At 75.5% G+C, this 17,412-nt stretch carries 17 protein-coding genes and 1 pseudogene; 7 read left to right on the forward strand and 11 right to left on the reverse strand.

Features of this window, described 5'->3' with window-relative positions:
• The 4 genes and pseudogenes from AC5FZL_RS08965 to AC5FZL_RS08980 all read right to left on the reverse strand — a co-directional run.
• Nucleotides 1–126: pseudogene (locus tag AC5FZL_RS08965) on the reverse strand (gfo/Idh/MocA family oxidoreductase); the annotation flags it as partial.
• A gap of 43 nt (nt 127–169) precedes the next feature.
• Nucleotides 170–1,228 (reverse strand): substrate-binding domain-containing protein, encoded by a 1,059-nt coding sequence (locus AC5FZL_RS08970; RefSeq protein WP_493618239.1) that lies wholly within the window; start codon nt 1,226–1,228, stop codon nt 170–172.
• 80 nt (nt 1,229–1,308) lie between these two features.
• Entirely contained in the window at nt 1,309–2,430 is a 1,122-nt protein-coding gene (locus AC5FZL_RS08975) for an ABC transporter permease (RefSeq protein WP_493618240.1), read from the reverse strand.
• The gene (locus tag AC5FZL_RS08980) at nt 2,427–3,950 is read right to left on the reverse strand and encodes a sugar ABC transporter ATP-binding protein (protein ID WP_493618241.1); all 1,524 of its coding nucleotides are present in this window, start codon (nt 3,948–3,950) and stop codon (nt 2,427–2,429) included. Before AC5FZL_RS08980 ends, AC5FZL_RS08975 begins: the two co-directional genes overlap by 4 nt.
• 105 nt (nt 3,951–4,055) lie before the next feature.
• Here AC5FZL_RS08980 and AC5FZL_RS08985 point away from each other — a divergent pair, with 105 nt between their 5' ends.
• Entirely contained in the window at nt 4,056–5,237 is a 1,182-nt protein-coding gene (locus tag AC5FZL_RS08985; protein WP_493618242.1) for an ROK family protein, read from the forward strand.
• Between the two features lie 25 nt (nt 5,238–5,262).
• Here the strand turns inward: AC5FZL_RS08985 and AC5FZL_RS08990 are convergent, their stop codons facing one another.
• From AC5FZL_RS08990 to AC5FZL_RS09000, 3 genes are read right to left on the reverse strand one after another with little or no spacing between them, the layout of a single operon-like run.
• Complete coding sequence (locus AC5FZL_RS08990; protein ID WP_493618243.1) at nt 5,263–6,549, reverse strand: deoxyguanosinetriphosphate triphosphohydrolase; 1,287 nt, start codon at nt 6,547–6,549, stop codon at nt 5,263–5,265.
• Nucleotide 6,550: 1 nt separating this feature from the next.
• Nucleotides 6,551–7,753, reverse strand: a complete 1,203-nt coding sequence (dusB, locus tag AC5FZL_RS08995) for a tRNA dihydrouridine synthase DusB (protein WP_493618244.1) — start codon at nt 7,751–7,753, stop codon at nt 6,551–6,553.
• Nucleotides 7,754–7,793: 40 nt separating this feature from the next.
• Complete coding sequence (locus AC5FZL_RS09000; RefSeq protein WP_493618245.1) at nt 7,794–8,435, reverse strand: PilZ domain-containing protein; 642 nt, start codon at nt 8,433–8,435, stop codon at nt 7,794–7,796.
• Nucleotides 8,436–8,755: 320 nt separating this feature from the next.
• Between AC5FZL_RS09000 and AC5FZL_RS09005 the strand changes: the two genes are divergently transcribed.
• Nucleotides 8,756–9,715, forward strand: coding sequence for a hypothetical protein (locus tag AC5FZL_RS09005; protein WP_493618246.1), 960 nt, complete (start codon nt 8,756–8,758; stop codon nt 9,713–9,715).
• A 135-nt stretch (nt 9,716–9,850) separates the two neighbouring features.
• Here the strand turns inward: AC5FZL_RS09005 and AC5FZL_RS09010 are convergent, their stop codons facing one another.
• Nucleotides 9,851–11,239, reverse strand: a complete 1,389-nt coding sequence (locus AC5FZL_RS09010) for a glycine--tRNA ligase (protein WP_493618247.1) — start codon at nt 11,237–11,239, stop codon at nt 9,851–9,853.
• Nucleotides 11,240–11,344: 105 nt separating this feature from the next.
• Between AC5FZL_RS09010 and AC5FZL_RS09015 the strand changes: the two genes are divergently transcribed.
• The 5 genes from AC5FZL_RS09015 to AC5FZL_RS09035 all read left to right on the forward strand — a co-directional run bounded on the left by AC5FZL_RS09015 (nt 11,345) and on the right by AC5FZL_RS09035 (nt 14,845).
• Nucleotides 11,345–12,316 carry a metal ABC transporter substrate-binding protein gene (locus tag AC5FZL_RS09015; protein ID WP_493618248.1) on the forward strand — a complete coding sequence of 324 codons (972 nt, stop codon included), beginning with the start codon at nt 11,345–11,347 and terminating at the stop codon, nt 12,314–12,316.
• Nucleotides 12,317–12,369: 53 nt separating this feature from the next.
• Nucleotides 12,370–13,182 carry a metal ABC transporter ATP-binding protein gene (locus AC5FZL_RS09020; RefSeq protein ID WP_493618249.1) on the forward strand — a complete coding sequence of 271 codons (813 nt, stop codon included), beginning with the start codon at nt 12,370–12,372 and terminating at the stop codon, nt 13,180–13,182.
• A gap of 1 nt (nt 13,183) precedes the next feature.
• Nucleotides 13,184–14,056: a metal ABC transporter permease gene (locus AC5FZL_RS09025; protein ID WP_493618250.1), complete on the forward strand. Its 873-nt coding sequence runs from the start codon at nt 13,184–13,186 to the stop codon at nt 14,054–14,056.
• On the forward strand, nt 14,053–14,448 hold the full coding sequence (locus AC5FZL_RS09030) for a Fur family transcriptional regulator (protein ID WP_493618251.1): 396 nt from the start codon (nt 14,053–14,055) through the stop codon (nt 14,446–14,448). Before AC5FZL_RS09025 ends, AC5FZL_RS09030 begins: the two co-directional genes overlap by 4 nt.
• A gap of 112 nt (nt 14,449–14,560) precedes the next feature.
• Nucleotides 14,561–14,845: an HU family DNA-binding protein gene (locus AC5FZL_RS09035; protein WP_493618252.1), complete on the forward strand. Its 285-nt coding sequence runs from the start codon at nt 14,561–14,563 to the stop codon at nt 14,843–14,845.
• A 69-nt stretch (nt 14,846–14,914) separates the two neighbouring features.
• Here the strand turns inward: AC5FZL_RS09035 and AC5FZL_RS09040 are convergent, their stop codons facing one another.
• The 3 genes from AC5FZL_RS09040 to AC5FZL_RS09050 all read right to left on the reverse strand — a co-directional run.
• Nucleotides 14,915–15,748, reverse strand: coding sequence for an isoprenyl transferase (locus AC5FZL_RS09040; RefSeq protein ID WP_493618253.1), 834 nt, complete (start codon nt 15,746–15,748; stop codon nt 14,915–14,917).
• Nucleotides 15,745–16,476, reverse strand: coding sequence for a DNA repair protein RecO (gene recO, locus AC5FZL_RS09045; protein WP_493618254.1), 732 nt, complete (start codon nt 16,474–16,476; stop codon nt 15,745–15,747). Before recO ends, AC5FZL_RS09040 begins: the two co-directional genes overlap by 4 nt.
• Before the next feature lie 12 nt (nt 16,477–16,488).
• Nucleotides 16,489–17,412 (reverse strand): GGDEF domain-containing protein (locus tag AC5FZL_RS09050; RefSeq protein WP_493618255.1); only part of this gene is annotated, 924 nt, incomplete at its 5' end.

Raw genomic sequence — 17,412 nt, forward strand, 5'->3', positions numbered from 1 at the left:
CAGCTCGAAGAACCGCGGGGCGCTGCGCCAGGCCTGCGAGTGCGCCGCCCCCATGAAGGCGTACCCGACCATGGCCACCGAGAGCTCCCCCGGCTCCCGGCCGCCCCCACGATCCTGCTGGGCCATCTGCTCCACCTCTCCGCTCACCTCTTCGCTCGGACGGCGCCGGTCAGGACTCGAACGCCGACGACAGGTACTGGTCCACGTTGTCACGGGTGACCACCGGCGCGAACAGCTGCACCTGCCGGGGCACCTCGACCTCGACCAGGTCACCCAGAGCCTTGTCCTGCACGAGCAGGCGCGCGAGGCGGATCCCGTCGGCCGCCTGGGTGGAGGGGTAGACCACCGTGGCCTTGACCACGGAGTCGTCGGCCTCGATGGAGCGCATGACGTTGGCCGAGCCGGCGCCGCCGACCATGAAGAACTCGTCGCGGCCGGCGTTCTCGATGGCGGCCAGGACGCCGACGCCCTGGTCGTCGTCGTGGTTCCAGATGGCGTCGATCTTCGGCGCCGCCTGGAGGAGGTTCGCGGCGGCCTCCTCGCCGCCCTCGACGGTGAAGTCGGCGGCGACGCGGTTGCTGACCTCGAGGCCGCACTCGGACAGGGCGTCCGCGAAGCCCTGGCTGCGGTCCTGGGTCAGCGGGAGGGAGTCGATCCCGGCGATCTCGGCCACCACGGCGTCGGGGGTGTCCCCGAGCTCGCCGCAGACGTAGGTGCCCGCCGAGACGCCCATGCCGTAGTTGTCGCCGAGCACGGTCACCCGCGAGGCGAAGGGGCTGTCGAACTCGCGGTCGACGTTGATGACCGGGATGCCCGCCTCCATCGCCTGCAGCGCCACCGGGGTGAGCGCGGCGCCGTCGAAGGGCAGCAGCACGATGGCGTCCACCCCGTCGTTGATGAACGTCTCGACCTGGCTGATCTGCAGCTGCACGTCGTTGGTGCCCTCGGCGACCTGCAGCTCGACGTCATCGTAGCGCTCGGCCTCGGCGCGGGCGGCCTCGGTGATCGCGGCCATCCAGCCGTGGTCGGCCGCCGGCGCGGAGAACCCGATGCGCACGGTGTCGCCGGGCTCGTCGTTGCCGCCGGCCGCGGGGGCGGCCGCGGGGGCCTCCTCGGAGGACGCCTCGGGGGTGTTGCTCGTGCACGCGCCCAGCACCAGGGAGGTGGTGGCCAGGACGACGGCGGGCACCAGCACCCGACGACGCTGTCGGGCGGGGGTGGTGGACATGGTTCCTCCTGCGGGGTGGGCGAGCGGGGGTCACCCGCTCGAGGGGTGGGTGAGGGGGTGGTGGGTGTGGGGCGGCTCGCTCAGGTGCGCGCGCCGCGCGCGGCGACCCGCTGCTGGAGGAGGACCGCGACGACGATGATCAGGCCCTTGGCCACGGCCTGCGCCGACGACGACCAGTCGACGAGGATGAAGACGTTGGTCAGCGTCGTGAGGATCAGCACGCCGAGGACGGTGCCGACGATGCTGCCGCGCCCGCCGGAGAGCAGGGTGCCGCCGATGACGACGGCGGCGATCGCCTCGAGCTCGTAGAGGGTGCCGTGCGTGGAGCTGCCCGTCCGCGTCCGGGAGATGATCATGACGGCGGCGATGCCGCAGGCCAGGCCGAGCAGGACGTAGAGCATCACGGTGTGGCGCTGGACCCTGATGCCGGCGAGGCGGGCCGCCTCGGCGTTGCCGCCCACGGCGAAGGTGCGGCGGCCGAACGTCGTGCGGTTGAGCAGCACCCAGCCGACGACGGCCACCGCGGCGAAGATGAGGACGATCTTCGGCAGGCCGAGCAGGTCGCCGGAGAGGGCGTCGCGGAACCCGTCGACCTCGATGATCTGCGTGCGGCGGTTGGAGATGATCTCGGCGAGGCCGCGGGCCGAGGCGAGCATCGCCAGGGTGGCGATGAAGGCGACGATCCGCCCGTAGGCGATCACCACCCCGTTGATGAGCCCGCACGCGGTGCCGACCAGCAGCGCCGTGCCGACCATCGCCAGCCAGTGGACGTCGTTGGCGATGGCCTGCGTCGCCAGGGTGGTCGCCCACACCGAGGACAGGGCCACGATGGCGCCCACGGACAGGTCGATGCCCCCGCCGATGATGACGAAGGTCATGCCGACGCTGACCACGCCGATCACCGACGCCAGCCGCAGGATCGTCAGGACGTTGTCGATGCTCGCGAAGCGCTCCCCCGCGGTGATGACGCCGACCGCGCACAGGACCGCGAGGGCGATCACCAGGCCGAGGTTGCGCCCCACCGAGCCCGCCAGCAGGCCCGACGAGCGCGGGGCGCCGGCGCGGGTCGCGCTGCGGCCGCCCTCCCGCGCCGGGGCGTCGGCCGACGGCGGCAGGCCCGCGCCGCTCGGGCCCGAGGGCGAGCCGGCGCTGCCGCCGCCCGCGGCGCCTCCCGCCGTCGCCGAGGTCGTCATGTCGCTCATGCGGTCGCCCCCTCCATCACCATGTCGAGCACGCGGTGCTCGTCCAGCTCCTCGCTGGGGCCGTCGAAGACGACCCGGCCGTCGGAGACCACGAGCACCCGGTCGGCCAGCCCGAGCACCTCCTCGATCTCGCTGGAGACCACGACGACCGCGACCCCGCGGTCGGCCAGCGCCCGCACCAGCGCGTAGATCTCCGACCGGGCGCCGACGTCGACCCCGCGGGTGGGCTCGTCGAGCAGGAGCACCCGGCAGTCGCGCAGCAGCCAGCGGGCCAGCAGCACCTTCTGCTGGTTGCCGCCGGAGAGCGTGCGCACGGCCCGGTCGACGTCACCGGGGCGCACGTCGAGCGCCTCCACCTGCTCCTGGGCGGCGGTGCGCTCGGCGCCGCGCCGCAGGAACCCGCCCCTGGCGAACCTCGAGAGCGAGGAGATGCTGATGTTGCGGGTGACGGAGTCGTCGAGCAGCAGGCCCTGGCTCTTGCGCTCCTCCGGTGACAGGCCCACCCCGGCGGCCACGGCGCTGGCGACGTCGCCGGCGCGCAGCCGGCGTCCGGCCACGGAGACGGTGCCGGTGCCCGGGCGGCGCGCGCCGTAGACGGTCTCCAGCACCTCCGAGCGCCCGGAGCCGACGAGGCCGGCGAACCCCACCACCTCGCCGGGGCGGACGTCGAAGCTGACGTCCTCGAACTCCCCGGCGCGGGTCAGGCCCCGCACCTCGAGCAGGGGCGCCACGGACGCGTCCGGTGCGCTGCGGCGCGGCGGGAAGACGTACTCGATGGAGCGCCCGGTCATCAGCCGCACGACCTCCTTCGTGGAGGTGCCCTCCACCGGCAGGTCGGTGGCCACGGTGCGCCCGTCCTTGAGGACGGTGACGCGGTCGCCGATCTGGCGGATCTCCTCGAGGCGGTGGCTGATGTAGACCACCGCCACGTCGGCGGCGGTGAGGTCGCGGACGACGTCGAAGAGGCGGCCGACCTCCTCCTGGTCGAGCACCGCCGAGGGCTCGTCCATGATGATCAGCCGCGCGTCGTGGGACAGGGCGCGCGCCATGCTCACCACCTGCTTGCCGGCGGCCGACAGGCGCCCGACCTCGGTGGTCGGCGCGATCTCGGGGTGGCCCAGGCGCTCCAGGAGCGCCACGGCCTCGCGGTCGGTGGTCGCCGGGCGGGTGAAGCCGAAGCGCGCGCGCTCGTGGCCCAGGGCGATGTTCTCGGCCACGGTGAGGCCGTCGACGAGGTCGAGCTCCTGGTAGATGGTGGCGATGCCCAGCGCCGTGGCGGCCTGCGGCGAGGACAGCCGCACCGGCTCGCCCCGCCACGTGACCTCGCCGGAGTCGGGCTGGTGCGCACCGGCCAGCACCTTGATGAGCGTGGACTTCCCGGCGCCGTTCTGGCCGAGCAGGCAGTGCACCTCGCCGGCGCGCACGTCGAGGTCGACGCCGTCCAGCGCCCGCACGCCCGGGAACTCCTTGACGATCCCGCGCACCTGCAGCAGGGGCGCCCCTCGGTCGACTCTGACCATGGCGGGAACCTAGGGAGGACTTCCGCCGACTGTCAATGGAAAGTTGCCTCAGGACCTGCGGAAGACGCCTGGCGAGCGACGGAAGGGATGGGGTTCACTGGCCCCATGGACCTGCCGCAGCGCCCCGCGCCCCGGTCGCCCGGCGCCGGTGCGCTGTTCCAGCTGCTCCGCGACGGCCAGCCGCGCACCCGCGCGGACCTCGCGGCGACCACGGGCCAGTCCCGGTCCACCATCGCCGCGCGGGTGGAGCAGCTGCTCGCCGCCGGCCTGGTCACCCCCGCCGGCGAGGCCTCCTCCACCGGCGGCCGCCCGCCGGCGACGTTCGCCTTCCACCCCGAGGCCCGGCTCGTCCTCGCCGTGGACCTGGGAGCCACCCACGCCCGCCTGGCCGTCACCGACCTCGCCGGGCGCGTCCTCGCCGAGCACGAGGAGCCGATCGCCATCGGCGCCGGCCCCGAGCCGGTGCTCGACCGCGTCGCCGCGGTGGGCCGCAAGCTCGTCGCGGCCACCGACCGCCCCCTGAGCGACCTGGTCAGCGTCGGCGTGGGGCTGCCGGGGCCGGTCGACCACGCGACGGGCCGTCCGATCAACCCGCCGATCATGCCCGGCTGGGACGGCGCCGACGTCTCCGGCGCGCTGGGCAGCGCCCTGGGCGCCCCCGTGCTCGTCGACAACGACGTCAACATCATGGCCCTGGGCGAGCACGCGGCGGCCTGGCCGGACGTCGACCACCTCATGTTCGTCAAGGTCGCGACCGGCATCGGCGCCGGCATCATCAGCGACGGGGAGATCCGCCGCGGGGCGCAGGGCGCCGCCGGAGACCTCGGGCACGTGGCGGTGCCGGGCGGGCGCGACGCCGTGTGCCGGTGCGGCAACACCGGCTGCCTCGAGGCGCTCGCCAGCGGCCGGGCCGTCGCGCTCGCGCTGAGCGGGGCGGGGCTGGCCGCGGAGGACAGCGCCGGCGTCGTGGCGCTCGTGCGGGCCGGCGACGTGCGCGCCGGGCAGGCGGTGCGCGAGGCCGGCCGCGACATCGGGGCCGTCCTGGCGGTCTGCGTGAGCCTGCTCAACCCCTCGCTCATCGTCATCGGGGGGTCGCTCGCCGAGGCCGGCGAGCACCTGCTGGCCGGCATCCGCGAGGAGGTCTACCGGCGCTCGCTGCCGCTGGCCACGGCGCACCTGAGGATCGCCGCCACGCGCACCGCCGGGCGGGCCGGCGTCCTCGGCGCCAGCGCCATGGCCACCGAGCACGTGCTCTCCGCCGACGCGGTGGACGCCCTCGTCGCCTGAGCGCCGAGCTCAGGCGCTCAGGCGCTCAGCAGAGCCGGGCGTGCCACGCCGTGGCGCTGGCGTCGGTGAGGGAGGCCACCTGGTCGACGACGGCGCGCAGCCGGCCGGCGTCGTCGTCGGCGTCGGCGTGGTCGGCGGCGAACGGCGGCTCGAGCTGGTCGGGCCGCTCCAGCAGGGCGCGCACCAGCTCCTGCAGCACCTCGCGCTGCCCGGCGTAGACCGGCACGCGGTCGCGGTCGGTGAGCACGAACGCGGCCATGACGCCCTTGAGCGCGGCGACCTCGAGCACCGTCGCGCGCGGCACGACGAGGTCGGCGGCGTACCGGGTGAGCGGCCCGGGCCCGGTGACCTCGCGGGTGGCCCGCTGCACCGCGAGGCAGAACCGGCCGATGAGCTGGCTCGTCATGTCCTTGAGCGCCGCGAGCGCCGCGCGGCTGCCGTCGAAGCCGGTCACCCAGGTCGCGCTGGCCTCCAGGGCGGCCAGGGCGGCGTCGACCTCGGCGTCCTGCGCGTCGGGCAGGTAGCGAGCGCGCACCTGCTCGGCGATCCGCGCTCGCTGCTCGGCCCCGGCGATGGCCGCCAGGTCGAGGCGGTCGGCGACCACGGCGTCCTCGACGTCGTGGACGCTGTAGGCGATGTCGTCGGCGAGGTCCATCACCTGGGCCTCGAGGCAGCGGCGGCCGTCCGGCGCGCCCTCGCGCAGCCAGGCGAACACCGCGGCGTCCTCGGCGTAGACGCCGAACTTGCCGCTGGCCCCGCGCGGGTCCTCCCCCGCCGGCCAGGGGTACTTCGTGGCGGCGTCCAGGCTCGCCCGGGTGAGGTTGAGGCCCGCGGGGCGCCCGCTGGCCTGGACCACCTTCGGCTCCAGGCGGGTCAGCAGGCGCAGGGTCTGGGCGTTGCCCTCGAAGCCCCCGATCGCGGCGCTGACCTGCGCCAGCGCCGACTCCCCGTTGTGCCCGAACGGCGGGTGGCCCAGGTCGTGGGCCAGGCAGGCGGCGTCGACGACGTCGGGGTCGCAGCCCAGCGCCCCGGCCAGCTCGCGGCCCACCTGGGCCACCTCGAGGGAGTGGGTCAGCCGGGTGCGGGCGAAGTCGTCGCTGCCCGGGCCGACGACCTGCGTCTTGGCGCCCAGGCGGCGCAGCGCCGAGGAGTGCAGCACGCGCGCGCGGTCGCGGGCGAAGTCGCCCCGGGACAGGCTCTTGGGCGGCTCGGCGACCCAGCGGGCGCGGTCGTCCGCCGTGTACCCGTCGAAGCCCGCCCCGACGCCGCCTGCGCTCCCGGCGCCGTCCCCGCCCGCCGCGTGCCGCCCCACCTCAGCCGCCGCTGGTGGACGCCGGGTGCAGCTCGGCGTCGCGGACGACGTCCAGCGCGGCGCCGCTCAGCTCGCGGTCGTCCAGCCAGCCCTCGGGCACCGCCACCCTCGGCGTCCCGGACGTGCGACCGCGCGGGCCCTCGGCGGCGTCCCCGGGGTGGGGCTGGTCGAGGTCCAGGCCGGCGATGAGCTCGTCGAGGGCGGCGAGGGTGTCGACGAGGCCGAGCTGGGCGCGCACCGAGCCGCCCACGACGTAGCCCTTGAGGTACCAGGCCACGTGCTTGCGGATCTCGCGGCAGCCGCGCAGCTCGTCGCCGAAGTGCTCCACGAGCAGGTGCGCGTGGCGGCGCAGCACCTCGGCGACCGCGCCGAGCCCCGGCCGCACGCGCTCGGGGCTGCCGGACAGCGCCGCGGCCAGGTCGGCGAACAGCCACGGCCTGCCGAGGCAGCCGCGGCCGACCACGACGCCGTCGCAGCCGGTCCGGGCGATCATCGCCACGGCGTCGTCAGCGGACCAGATGTCGCCGTTGCCGAGCACCGGGATGCTCGTCACGGCCTCCTTGAGGCGCGCGATCGCGTCCCAGTCGGCGGTGCCGGAGTAGTAGTCGGCGGCGGTGCGCCCGTGCAGGGCCACCGCGGCGACGCCCTCGGCCTCGGCGATCCGGCCGGCGTCGAGGTAGGTCAGGTGGTCCGCGTCGATGCCCTTGCGCATCTTGATGGTCACCGGCACGCCCGCCGGCGCCGCCGCCTGGACCGCGGCGCGGACCACGCCGGTGAACAGGGCGGTCTTCCACGGCAGCGCGGAGCCGCCGCCGCGGCGGGTGACCTTGGGCACCGGGCAGCCGAAGTTGAGGTCGACGTGGTCGGCGAGGTCCTCCTCGACGAGCATCCGCACGGCGGCGCCGACGGTGGCCGGGTCGACCCCGTAGAGCTGCACGCTGCGCGGGCTGGCGCCGGGCTCGTGCTGGACGAGGCGCAGCGACTCCGGCGTCCGCTCGACGAGGGCGCGGGAGGTGACCATCTCGGAGACGAAGACGCCGGCGCCGTGCTCGCGGCACAGCGAGCGGAACGGCGCGTTGGTGACGCCGGCCATGGGGGCCAGCACCACCGGGGTGTCGATGACGTGCGGACCGATCCGCAGGGCCGGCAGCACCGGCCGCGCGGGGGTCGCCGGCGCGGGTGCGGACAGGACGGGAGCGCTCACCGCTCCAGTGTCTCAGCCGCTGCCGGTGCGCTCGTCGCGCTCAGCCCTGCTCGGCGGGCTGGGCGGCCTGCTCGGACAGCTCGGCGAGCACGACCCGGTCGATGCGCTGGGCGTCGGCCTCGACGAGGTCGACGAAGCGGACGGCGACCTCCTGGCGCTCGGCGTCCGCGCGCACGACCTGAGCGGTCACCGAGACGGCGTCCTCGCCGCCGACCTCGAGGGTGACCTCCAGCGTGCCGGAGTCCGGCAGCACCTGGCCGGCGGACAGGTCCAGCCGGGCGCCGGAGCGCGAGAGGTCGACCGTGCGGGCGGCGACGCCGCTGGCACCGGCGGTGGTGACCCGCGCGCGGCGCTGGGTCGGCACGCGCGGCTCGGCGCGGCGCGTCTCGGCGGCCAGGGACAGCACCCCGGTCAGCTCCAGCTCGGTGTCCGCGAAGCCGGCCATGGCGACGGCCTCGAGCACCCGCACGCCCTCGCCCACCTGCAGGCGGGCCCACAGGCGCTGCCCGGCGAGCGCCGCGGCGTCCTGCGCCGGGACGGCGACCCGCGCCGTGACGACGAGGCCGGCCGGACCGGACGACCACTCCGTGAGCTCACCGGTGCGCTCGGCGCCCTGCTCGACCGGAAGCAGGCGCACGGCGCTCCCGAGCACCGGCTCCTGCGCGTCCCCCTGGATGACCATGTCGCGGACAGTACCGGCGCGGCGCGCCTGAGGTGGGCGGTTCGCCCGCACTCGTCGTGGTCGTGGGCGTTCGCCACCCCGGCTGCTGCTGTCGGTGCCGCTCCTCGCCGGCCGCCTCCGGCGCGGGGCGTTCCTGTGCCCACCAGACGGGCACAGGGGCGCCCCGTGCCCGCCTGGAACGGGCACAGATCCCCCCACGAGCGCCGCGGACGGGGGCGAGCCGTCGAGCGCGCCGCCCACAGGCACCCCCCGACACCTCACCGTCCACAGGCCAGCGCACCGCCGGAACCGCCCGTCGGGCGCGGGACCACCCTCGCGGCGTGCGACGACGCGACGGCCTCGACGGCCAGGCCCTGGCCGACCTCCTGTCCCCCGGCCGGTCCGTGGCGACCCACGCCGAGCTCCGACGGGTCGGCGTCCCTGCTTCGACGATCATCCGCCGGATCGGACCCGACGGCCCGTGGCAGCGCCTCCTCCCCGGGGTGGTGGCCGGCCACCGCGGGGTGCCCACCACCCACGAGCGCCGCCTCGCCGCACTGAAGTACGCGGGCGCCGGCGCGGTGCTCACCGGGCTCGACGCGCTCGCCCTGCACGGGCTCCGGCTCGACGACGTCCGGCGTGAGGGACGGGTGCACGTGGTGGTGCCCCACCCGTGCCAGCGCTCCTCGCACGGGTTCGCCCTGCTCACGAGGAGTCGCCGCGTCCCCGAGGCGGTGCTCGCCCGTGGCCTGCCGTGCGCCCCGGTGGCCCGAGCAGTGGTGGACGCCTGCCGGCGCAGCGAGCACGTGCCGGAGGTGCGCGAGCTGGTGGCGGCCGCCGTCCAGCAGCGGCGGTGCGACGTCGACGCGCTGGTCGTGGAGGTGCGTCAGGCAGCGCGGCAGCGGACGGCACTGGCCCGCGCCGTGCTCGCCGAGGTGGACGCCGGCGTCCGCTCGGTCGCCGAGGCCGAGCTCCGTGAGGCGTTCGAGCGCCACGGGCTGCCAGCACCGCGGTGGAACGCCGCGGTGCGCACGCCCGACGGCGAGGTCCTCGCGGTCGCCGACGCGCTCTGGGAGGAGGTGCGCGCCGTCGTCGAGCTCGACTCGATGGCGTGGCACCTCAGCCCCGCGCTCTACCGGCGCACGCAGCAGCGCCAGCGGGCCCTGGTGGCTCACGGGTACCGGGTGCTGGCGCTGGCGCCGGCCGACGTCCGAGCCGACGCGGCCCGGGTGTGCCGCGAGGTCTCGGCGTTCCTGCGCGAGTGCGCGGAGCCGGCCGCGCCGTGGCACCGGGCGGGCTGAGGGGCCGGACGCCGGCCCCGGAGGCGCAGTGGGCGGATCTGTGCCCGTCCCCGGCGCGCACGGGGCGTTCCTGCGCTCACCAGACGGGCACAGGAACGCCCCGCGCTCACCGGGGTGGGGCCGGACGCCGCCCGGTCAGGCCCCGACGAGGCGCGCGGCCAGGTAGCCCTCGACCTGGTCGAGCGCCACGCGGGTCTGGGCCATCGAGTCGCGCTCGCGCACGGTCACGGCCTGGTCCTCGAGGGTGTCGAAGTCGACCGTGAGGCAGAACGGCGTGCCGATCTCGTCCTGGCGGCGGTAGCGGCGCCCGATCGCCCCGGCGTCGTCGAAGTCGACGTTCCAGGTCCGCCGCAGCTGCGCGGCGAGGTCGCGGGCCTTCGGGCCGAGGTCGCCGCTGCGCGAGAGCGGCAGCACCGCGGCCTTGACCGGCGCCAGGCGGTGGTCGAGGCGCAGCACCACGCGCGTGTCGACGCCGCCCTTGGTGTTGGGCGCCTCGTCCTCGGTGTAGGCGTCGACGAGGAACGCCATCATCGAGCGCCCGACGCCGGCCGCGGGCTCGATGACGTACGGCGTCCAGCGCTCGTTCTTGGCCTGGTCGAAGTAGGTCAGGTCGACGCCGGAGTGCTCGCTGTGGGTGCGCAGGTCGAAGTCGGTGCGGTTCGCGATGCCCTCGAGCTCCCCCCACTCCGAGCCGGTGAAGCCGAAGCGGTACTCGATGTCGACCGTGCGCTTGGAGTAGTGGGAGAGCTTCTCCTGCGGGTGCTCGAAGAGGCGCAGGTTGTCGCCGGAGATGCCCAGGTCGGTGTACCAGGCCATCCGGGTGTCGATCCAGGTCTGGTGCCACTCCTCGTCGGTGCCCGGCTCGACGAAGAACTCCATCTCCATCTGCTCGAACTCGCGGGTGCGGAAGATGAAGTTGCCCGGCGTGATCTCGTTGCGGAACGACTTGCCCATCTGCCCGATGCCGAACGGCGGCTTCCGGCGGGCCGAGCCCATGACGTTGGCGAAGTTGACGAAGATGCCCTGCGCGGTCTCCGGGCGCAGGTAGGCCATGCCCGACTCGTCCTCGACCGGGCCGAGGTAGGTCTTCATGAGCCCGGAGAACTCCTTGGGCTCGGTCCAGTTGCCGCGCTCGCCCGTCTCGGGGTCGGGGACGTCGGCCCAGCCGTTGACCGGGGGGTGCCCGTGCTTGGCCTCGTAGGCCTCCAGCAGGTGGTCGGCGCGGTAGCGCTTGTGCGTGACCGTGGACTCCACGAGCGGGTCGGTGAATACCTCGACGTGCCCGGAGGCCTCCCACACCCGCCGCGGCAGGATCACCGAGGAGTCGAGCCCGACGACGTCGTCGCGGCCCTGCACCATCGAGCGCCACCACTGGCGCTTGACGTTCTCCTTGAGCTCGACGCCCAGCGGTCCGTAGTCCCAGGCGGAGCGCGTGCCGCCGTAGATCTCCCCGCTGGGGAAGACGTAGCCCCGGCGCTTGCAGAGGCTGACGACGGTCTCGATGCGGCTGGTGCTCTGGGCCACGGGGGTTCCCTCTCCGGCTGGGCTGTCGGCGGACGGGCCAGGTTAGCGGGCGGACGCGGGAGCCCCGTGGCCCCGCTTTGACTCCAGCACCGGAGTCTGATGAGAATGGTTGTCGTGAACACCAGACTGCTGACCCCCGGCGCCCTCGCCGCCACCTGCCTCCTGCTGAGTGCCTGCGGGTCCTCGGGGGCCTCCACGGCCGCCGGCGCCGAGGGCGGCAGCGGCGGCGTGCAGGTCGTCGCGGCCTTCTACCCGCTGCAGTACGTGACCGAGCGGGTCGCCGGGGACCTGGCCGAGGTGACGAACCTGACGCCGCCCGGCGCGGAGCCGCACGACCTCGAGCTGGCGGCCTCCGACGTCGCCGCCCTCTCCGACGCCGACCTCGTGGTCTACGAGGCCGGCCTGCAGGCGGCCGTGGACGACGCGCTGGAGAGCGCCGGCACGACCTCCTACGACGTGAGCGAGGACGCCGACCTCGACCTGACCTACGAGGGCGAGCACGAGCACGAGGAGGAGCACGCCGAGGGCGAGGAGCACGCCGAGGGCGAGGAGCAGCAGACCGACCCCCACTTCTGGCTCGACCCGCTGCGCCTCGCGGCCGTCGGCGACGCGGTCGCGGAGCAGCTGTCCGACGTCGACCCCGACCACGCCGACGACTACGCCTCCGGCGCCGCCTCCCTGCGCGGCGACCTCGAGGCGCTCGACGCCGAGCTGACCACCGGGCTGGCCTCGTGCGCGAGCACCGACCTGGTCACGAGCCACGAGGCGTTCGGCTACCTGGCCGAGCGCTACGGCCTGACCCAGGTCGGCATCTCGGGCCTGAGCCCCGACGAGGAGCCCACCGCGGCCCGCCTGGCCGAGGTGGCCGACTTCGTCACCGAGAACCAGGTCACCACCATCTACTTCGAGACGCTGGTCAGCCCGGCGATCGCCGAGACCGTGGCCGCCGAGACCGGCGCGGCCACGGCCGTGCTCGACCCGCTCGAGGGGCTGACCGACGAGTCCGCCGGCAGCGACTACCTTGAGGTCATGCGCGCCAACCTGCAGGCGCTGCGCACGGGGCAGAGCTGCACGTGAGCACCACGCCGTCGCGGTCGGAGCGCCCCTCGCCTCGTGCGGGGGGCGCCCCCGTGCTCGCCTACCGCCGCTGCAGCATCGGCTACGACGAGGGCCCGGTCGTCCACGACGTCGACCTCGAGGTCGCCTCCGGCGACTGCGTGGCCCTGCTCGGGCCCAACGGGTCGGGCAAGACGACGCTGGTGCGCGCCGCCCTCGGACTGGCCACCGTCACCTCCGGCTCCCTGGAGGTCCTGGGGACGCCGGTCGGCGACCTCACCCGTCGCGCGGCGATCGGCTACGTGCCGCAGCGCCACACCGTCACGACGTCGGTGCCCGCGACGGTCGCCGAGGTGGTGGCCGTGGGTCGCCTGGCGCGCACCGACCCGCTGACCCGGCTGCTGCCGGCCGCCCGGCGGCGCGACCGCGCCGTCGTGGCCGAGGCGCTGGACGCCGTGGGCCTGGCCCACCGGGCCCGCTCCAACGTCAGCGAGCTGTCCGGCGGCCAGCAGCGCCGGGTGCTGATCGCCCGAGCCCTCGCCTCCGAGCCCGAGCTGATGCTGCTCGACGAGCCCACGGCCGGGGTGGACGAGGACAGCCAGCACGCCCTGGTCGAGGTGCTCGCCGCGCTCGTCGGCCGCGGCGTGTCCATGGTCATCGTCACGCACGAGCTGGCCGCGGTCCGCGGCGTGGTGGACCGCGCCGTGCGGATCGTCGACGGCCGGGTGCGCGAGGACGCGCGGCTGCGCGAGGCCGGGGCCGGGGACCCGCGGGTGCACGCGCACCTCCCGGACGAGGACCACCCCTGCGACCACCACGAGGGCGACCCGGTGTCCTCGCCGTCGTTCCTCACCGGCCCCTGGGCCGCCCGCGGAGAGGCGCGCTGACGTGGCCCTGGAGATCCTCGACTACGACTTCATGCGCCGCGCCCTGCTGGCGGCTGCCATGGTCGGGCTCGCGGCCCCGGTCGTGGGCGGGTTCATCGTCCAGCGCGGCCTGTCCCTCATCGGCGACGGCCTCGGGCACGTGTCCCTGGCGGGGGTCGCCGCCGGCCTGCTGAGCGGCCGCAGCCCCGTCTGGACGGCCCTGGTGGCGGCGGTGGTGGCCGCGGTGGTGATCGAGGTGGTCCGCTGGCGCGGGCGCACCAGCGGCGACGTGGCCCTCGCCGTGATCTTCTACGGAGGCATCGCCGGCGGCGTGGTGCTGATCAGCCAGGCGCCCTCCGGCAGCGCGGCGAACCTCAACAGCTACCTGTTCGGCGCGATCACGACCACGAGCGCCGCTGACGTGCGCACCTTCGCCGTGCTCGCCGCCGTGCTGCTGGCGGCGGTGCTGCTGCTGCGCCCGTGGTTCTTCGCGGTGAGCAACGACGAGGAGTACACCCGGGCGGTGCGCCTGCCCGCGCTGGCGCTCAACTGCGCCCTGGCCTCGCTGACCGCCGTGACCGTGGTGCTGTCCATGCGCACGGTCGGTCTGCTGCTCATCAGCGCCCTCATGGTGGTGCCGGTCGCCACGGCCCAGCGCCTGTGCCGCAGCTTCACCACCACGCTGCTCACCGCCTGCTCCGTCGGGCTCGCCTGCAGCCTCGCCGGGGTGACCACCTCGTTCTACGCCGACACCCCCTCGGGGGGCACCATCGTGCTCATGGCCCTGGCCGCCTTCCTGCTGGCCGTGGTCGTCGGTGCCCCGCTGGCCGCGGCGCGCCGGCGCCAGGCCCGCAGCGCCGCGTCCTCCTCCCGACCCGAGCAGGTGACCGCATGAGCAGCGCCCCCGTCCGCCGCACTCGGCCGCAGCGATCTGCGGTCTCGAGCCTGCTGGCCGAGCAGACGTCGTTCCGCACGGCCCAGGAGCTGTACGCGCAGCTGCGCGAGCAGGGCAACCCGATCGGGCTCGCCACCGTCTACCGCGCGCTGCAGGCGATGGTCGAGGACGGCGAGGTCGACGTCCTGCGCAGCGGGGACGGCGAGGCCGGCTACCGCCGCTGCAGCACCGGGCACCACCACCACCTGGTCTGCCGCTCCTGCGGGCGCACCGTGGAGGTCGAGGGCCAGGACGTCGAGCGCTGGGCCCGCACGGTCGCCGACGCCCACGGCTTCTCCCAGGTCGACCACCTCGTGGAGGTCTTCGGCACGTGCGCGGCCTGCGCCCGGTGACCGGAGATCCCCCCGCTGTTGCGGGCCGCCCCGCCCTCGGGGCTACGGTTCGAAGCAGCACACGCGCCGCGGCTGCCCGCCGCGGCTCCGACACGAGGGAGCGAACACCCACATGGACGCGATGAACCGCAACGAGCTGACCGGGACCCTGGCCGACCGCGCCGGGGTCTCCCGCGCGCAGGCCGGTGCCGTCCTGGACGCGCTGGAGGCCGTGCTGGGCGAGGAGCTGAAGGCGGGTCGCAAGATCTCCCTGTCCGGCTTCCTCACCGCCGAGGCCGTCGAGCGCGCCGCCCGCACCGGCCGCAACCCGCGCACCGGTGAGGAGCTGCAGATCGCCGCGAGCACCGGCGTCAAGCTGACCCCGGGCAGCCGCCTGAAGGCCGCCGTCAGCAGCTGACCCGCCTCAGCACCACCACGTCGTGATCATGGGATCCCGCCACCTCACCGGGGTGGCGGGATCCCATGATCACGTCTGGGGGAGGTCCGCGTCCCGCGCGGCGCGGTCGACCGCCGCGCCGTAGCGGCGGTCGCGCCGCGCGTACAGGTCGATCGCGCGCCACAGGGTGCGCCGGTCGACGTCCGGCCAGGCGTCCTCGAGGAAGACCATCTCGGCGTAGGCGGACTGCCAGAGCAGGAAGTTCGAGGTCCGCTGCTCCCCGCCGGTGCGCAGGAACAGGTCGACGTCGGGCAGGTCGGGCTCGTCGAGGTACCGGGCGATCGTGCGCTCGTCGATGCGCGAGGGGTCGAGCCGCCCGGCGGCGGCCTCGGCGGCGATGGCCCGCGCGGCGTCCACCAGCTCGGCGCGCCCGCCGTAGTTGACGCACATCGTCAGCGTGCAGACGGTGTTGTGCTCGGTGAGGCGCTCGGCCTCCTCCAGCTCGTTCACGACGCTGCGCCACAGCCGCGGGCGCCGGCCGGCCCAGCGCACCCGCACCCCCCAGGAGTGCATCTCGTCGCGCCGGCGGCGGATGACGTCGCGGTTGAAGCCCATGAGGAAGCGCACCTCCTCGGGCGAGCGCTTCCAGTTCTCGGTGGAGAACGCGTAGGCCGACACGTGCGTGACGCCGATCTCGATCGCCCCGGCCACGACGTCGAGCAGCGCCGCCTCCCCCGCCTCGTGGCCGGCGGTGCGCGGCAGGCCGCGGGCGTTGGCCCACCGGCCGTTGCCGTCCATCACCACGGCCACGTGGCGCGGCACGAGCTCGGGCGGCAGGGACGGCGGCCGCGCGCCGCTGGGGTGCGGCGGCGGGGCGTGCACCTCGTGCGCGCTCGCCGGGGTCGTGCTCCGCCTCGTCCTCACGCGCGCTCCACCATGTTCAGGGAGCGCACGCCGCGCTCGAGGTGCCACTGCAGGTAGGCCGCGACCAGGCCGCTGCCCTCGCGCTGCTGGCGCGGCTCGGCGGCGTCCGCGCGCTCCCAGTCGCCGCTGAGCAGCGCCGAGAGCAGCGCCATCGTGCGCGGGTCGGGCGCGGCCGAGCCCGGCGGGCGGCACAGCGGGCACACCGCGCCCCCGGCGGCCACGGCGAAGGCGCGGTGCGGGCCGGGCGCGCCGCAGCGGGCGCAGTCGTGCAGGCTCGCCGCCCACCCGGCGACCGCCATGGAGCGCAGCAGGTAGGCGTCGAGCACGAGCGAGGGCTCGTGGACGCCGGTGACCAGCGTGCGCAGCGCGCCCACCAGCAGGAGGAACTGCTGGGTCGCCGGCTCGCGCTCGACCTCGGTGAGCCGCTCGGCGGTCTCGGCCATCGCCGTCGCGGCGGTGTAGCGCCCGTAGTCGCTGGCCAGGGAGCTGGCGTAGGGCGCGAGCACCTCGACCTGCTGGACGACGTCGAGGGAGCGGCCGACGTGCAACTGCACGTCGACGAGCATGGCCGGCTCCAGGCGCGCCCCGAAGCGGCTGGAGGTGCGCCGCACGCCCTTGGCCACCGCCCGCACCCGGCCGTGGTGGCGGGTCAGCAGGGTGATGATCCGGTCGGCCTCGCCGAGCTTCTGGGTGCGCAGGACGACGGCTTCGTCGCGGTAGAGGCGCACCTGCTCATTGTCCTACGGCGCACCGACAGCGGAGACCACCCGGTCGCGCCCGCCGCGCTTGGCCGCCAGCAGCGCGGAGTCGGCGGCGGCCAGGACGGCGGCCGCGGGCAGCGAGGGCGCCATCCCCACCGAGACGGTCACCTGCAGGCCCTCGGCCAGCTCCCCCCACGCGTGGCCGGCCACGGCGGTGCGGATCCGCTCGGCGACCGGCTCGGCGACGGCGGCGTCCCCCGCGGTGAGGATGACGAACTCGTCGCCCCCGTAGCGCGCCACGAGGTCCTCGCTGCGGCAGGCCGCGGCCACGATCGAGGCGACCCGGCGCAGGACGGCGTCCCCCACCCCGTGCGACCAGCGGTCGTTGACGGCCTTGAAGGAGTCGACGTCGACGAAGCAGGCGCCCACGCTGCGGCCCTCGCGGACGGCGTCCTCGAGCGCCTCGTCCAGCGCGCGGCGGTTGGCCAGCCCGGTCAGCGCGTCCTGGCGCGCTGCCGCGCTCATCCGGTCGCTCTCGCTCGTGAGCTGGTGCACGCGGCGGCGCGCCCACAGGTCGGCCGTGAACGAGCGGGTGCGGCCCAGCTCGCGGGCCGCCAGGGCCTGCACGAGGCCGCGCCAGCGCGCGAGCGCGGGGTGGTCGCCGAGCGCGGCCACCTCCACGTCGGCCAGCGCCACCTCCGCGGCGGCCGCCCACACCTCCCGCCCGGCGCGCAGGGCGCCGTCGCGGGCGCGCTCGAGGTGCCCGCGCGCGGCGTCCAGGTCGCCGGCGTCGGCCCGCTCGCGGCCCTGGTAGAGCTGCACGAGGTCGCTCTCGAGGCTGCGCGGTGGCACCGCGCCCTCCAGGTCCGCGCCGGCGACCGCGGCCCGAGCGGCGGCGGGGCAGCCCAGGCCCTGCAGCGCGAGCGCCTCGCACAGCCGCGAGCGCACGACGTGCCCCTCGGC

It is taken from the genome of Quadrisphaera sp. DVD1 (genome assembly GCF_058932755.1).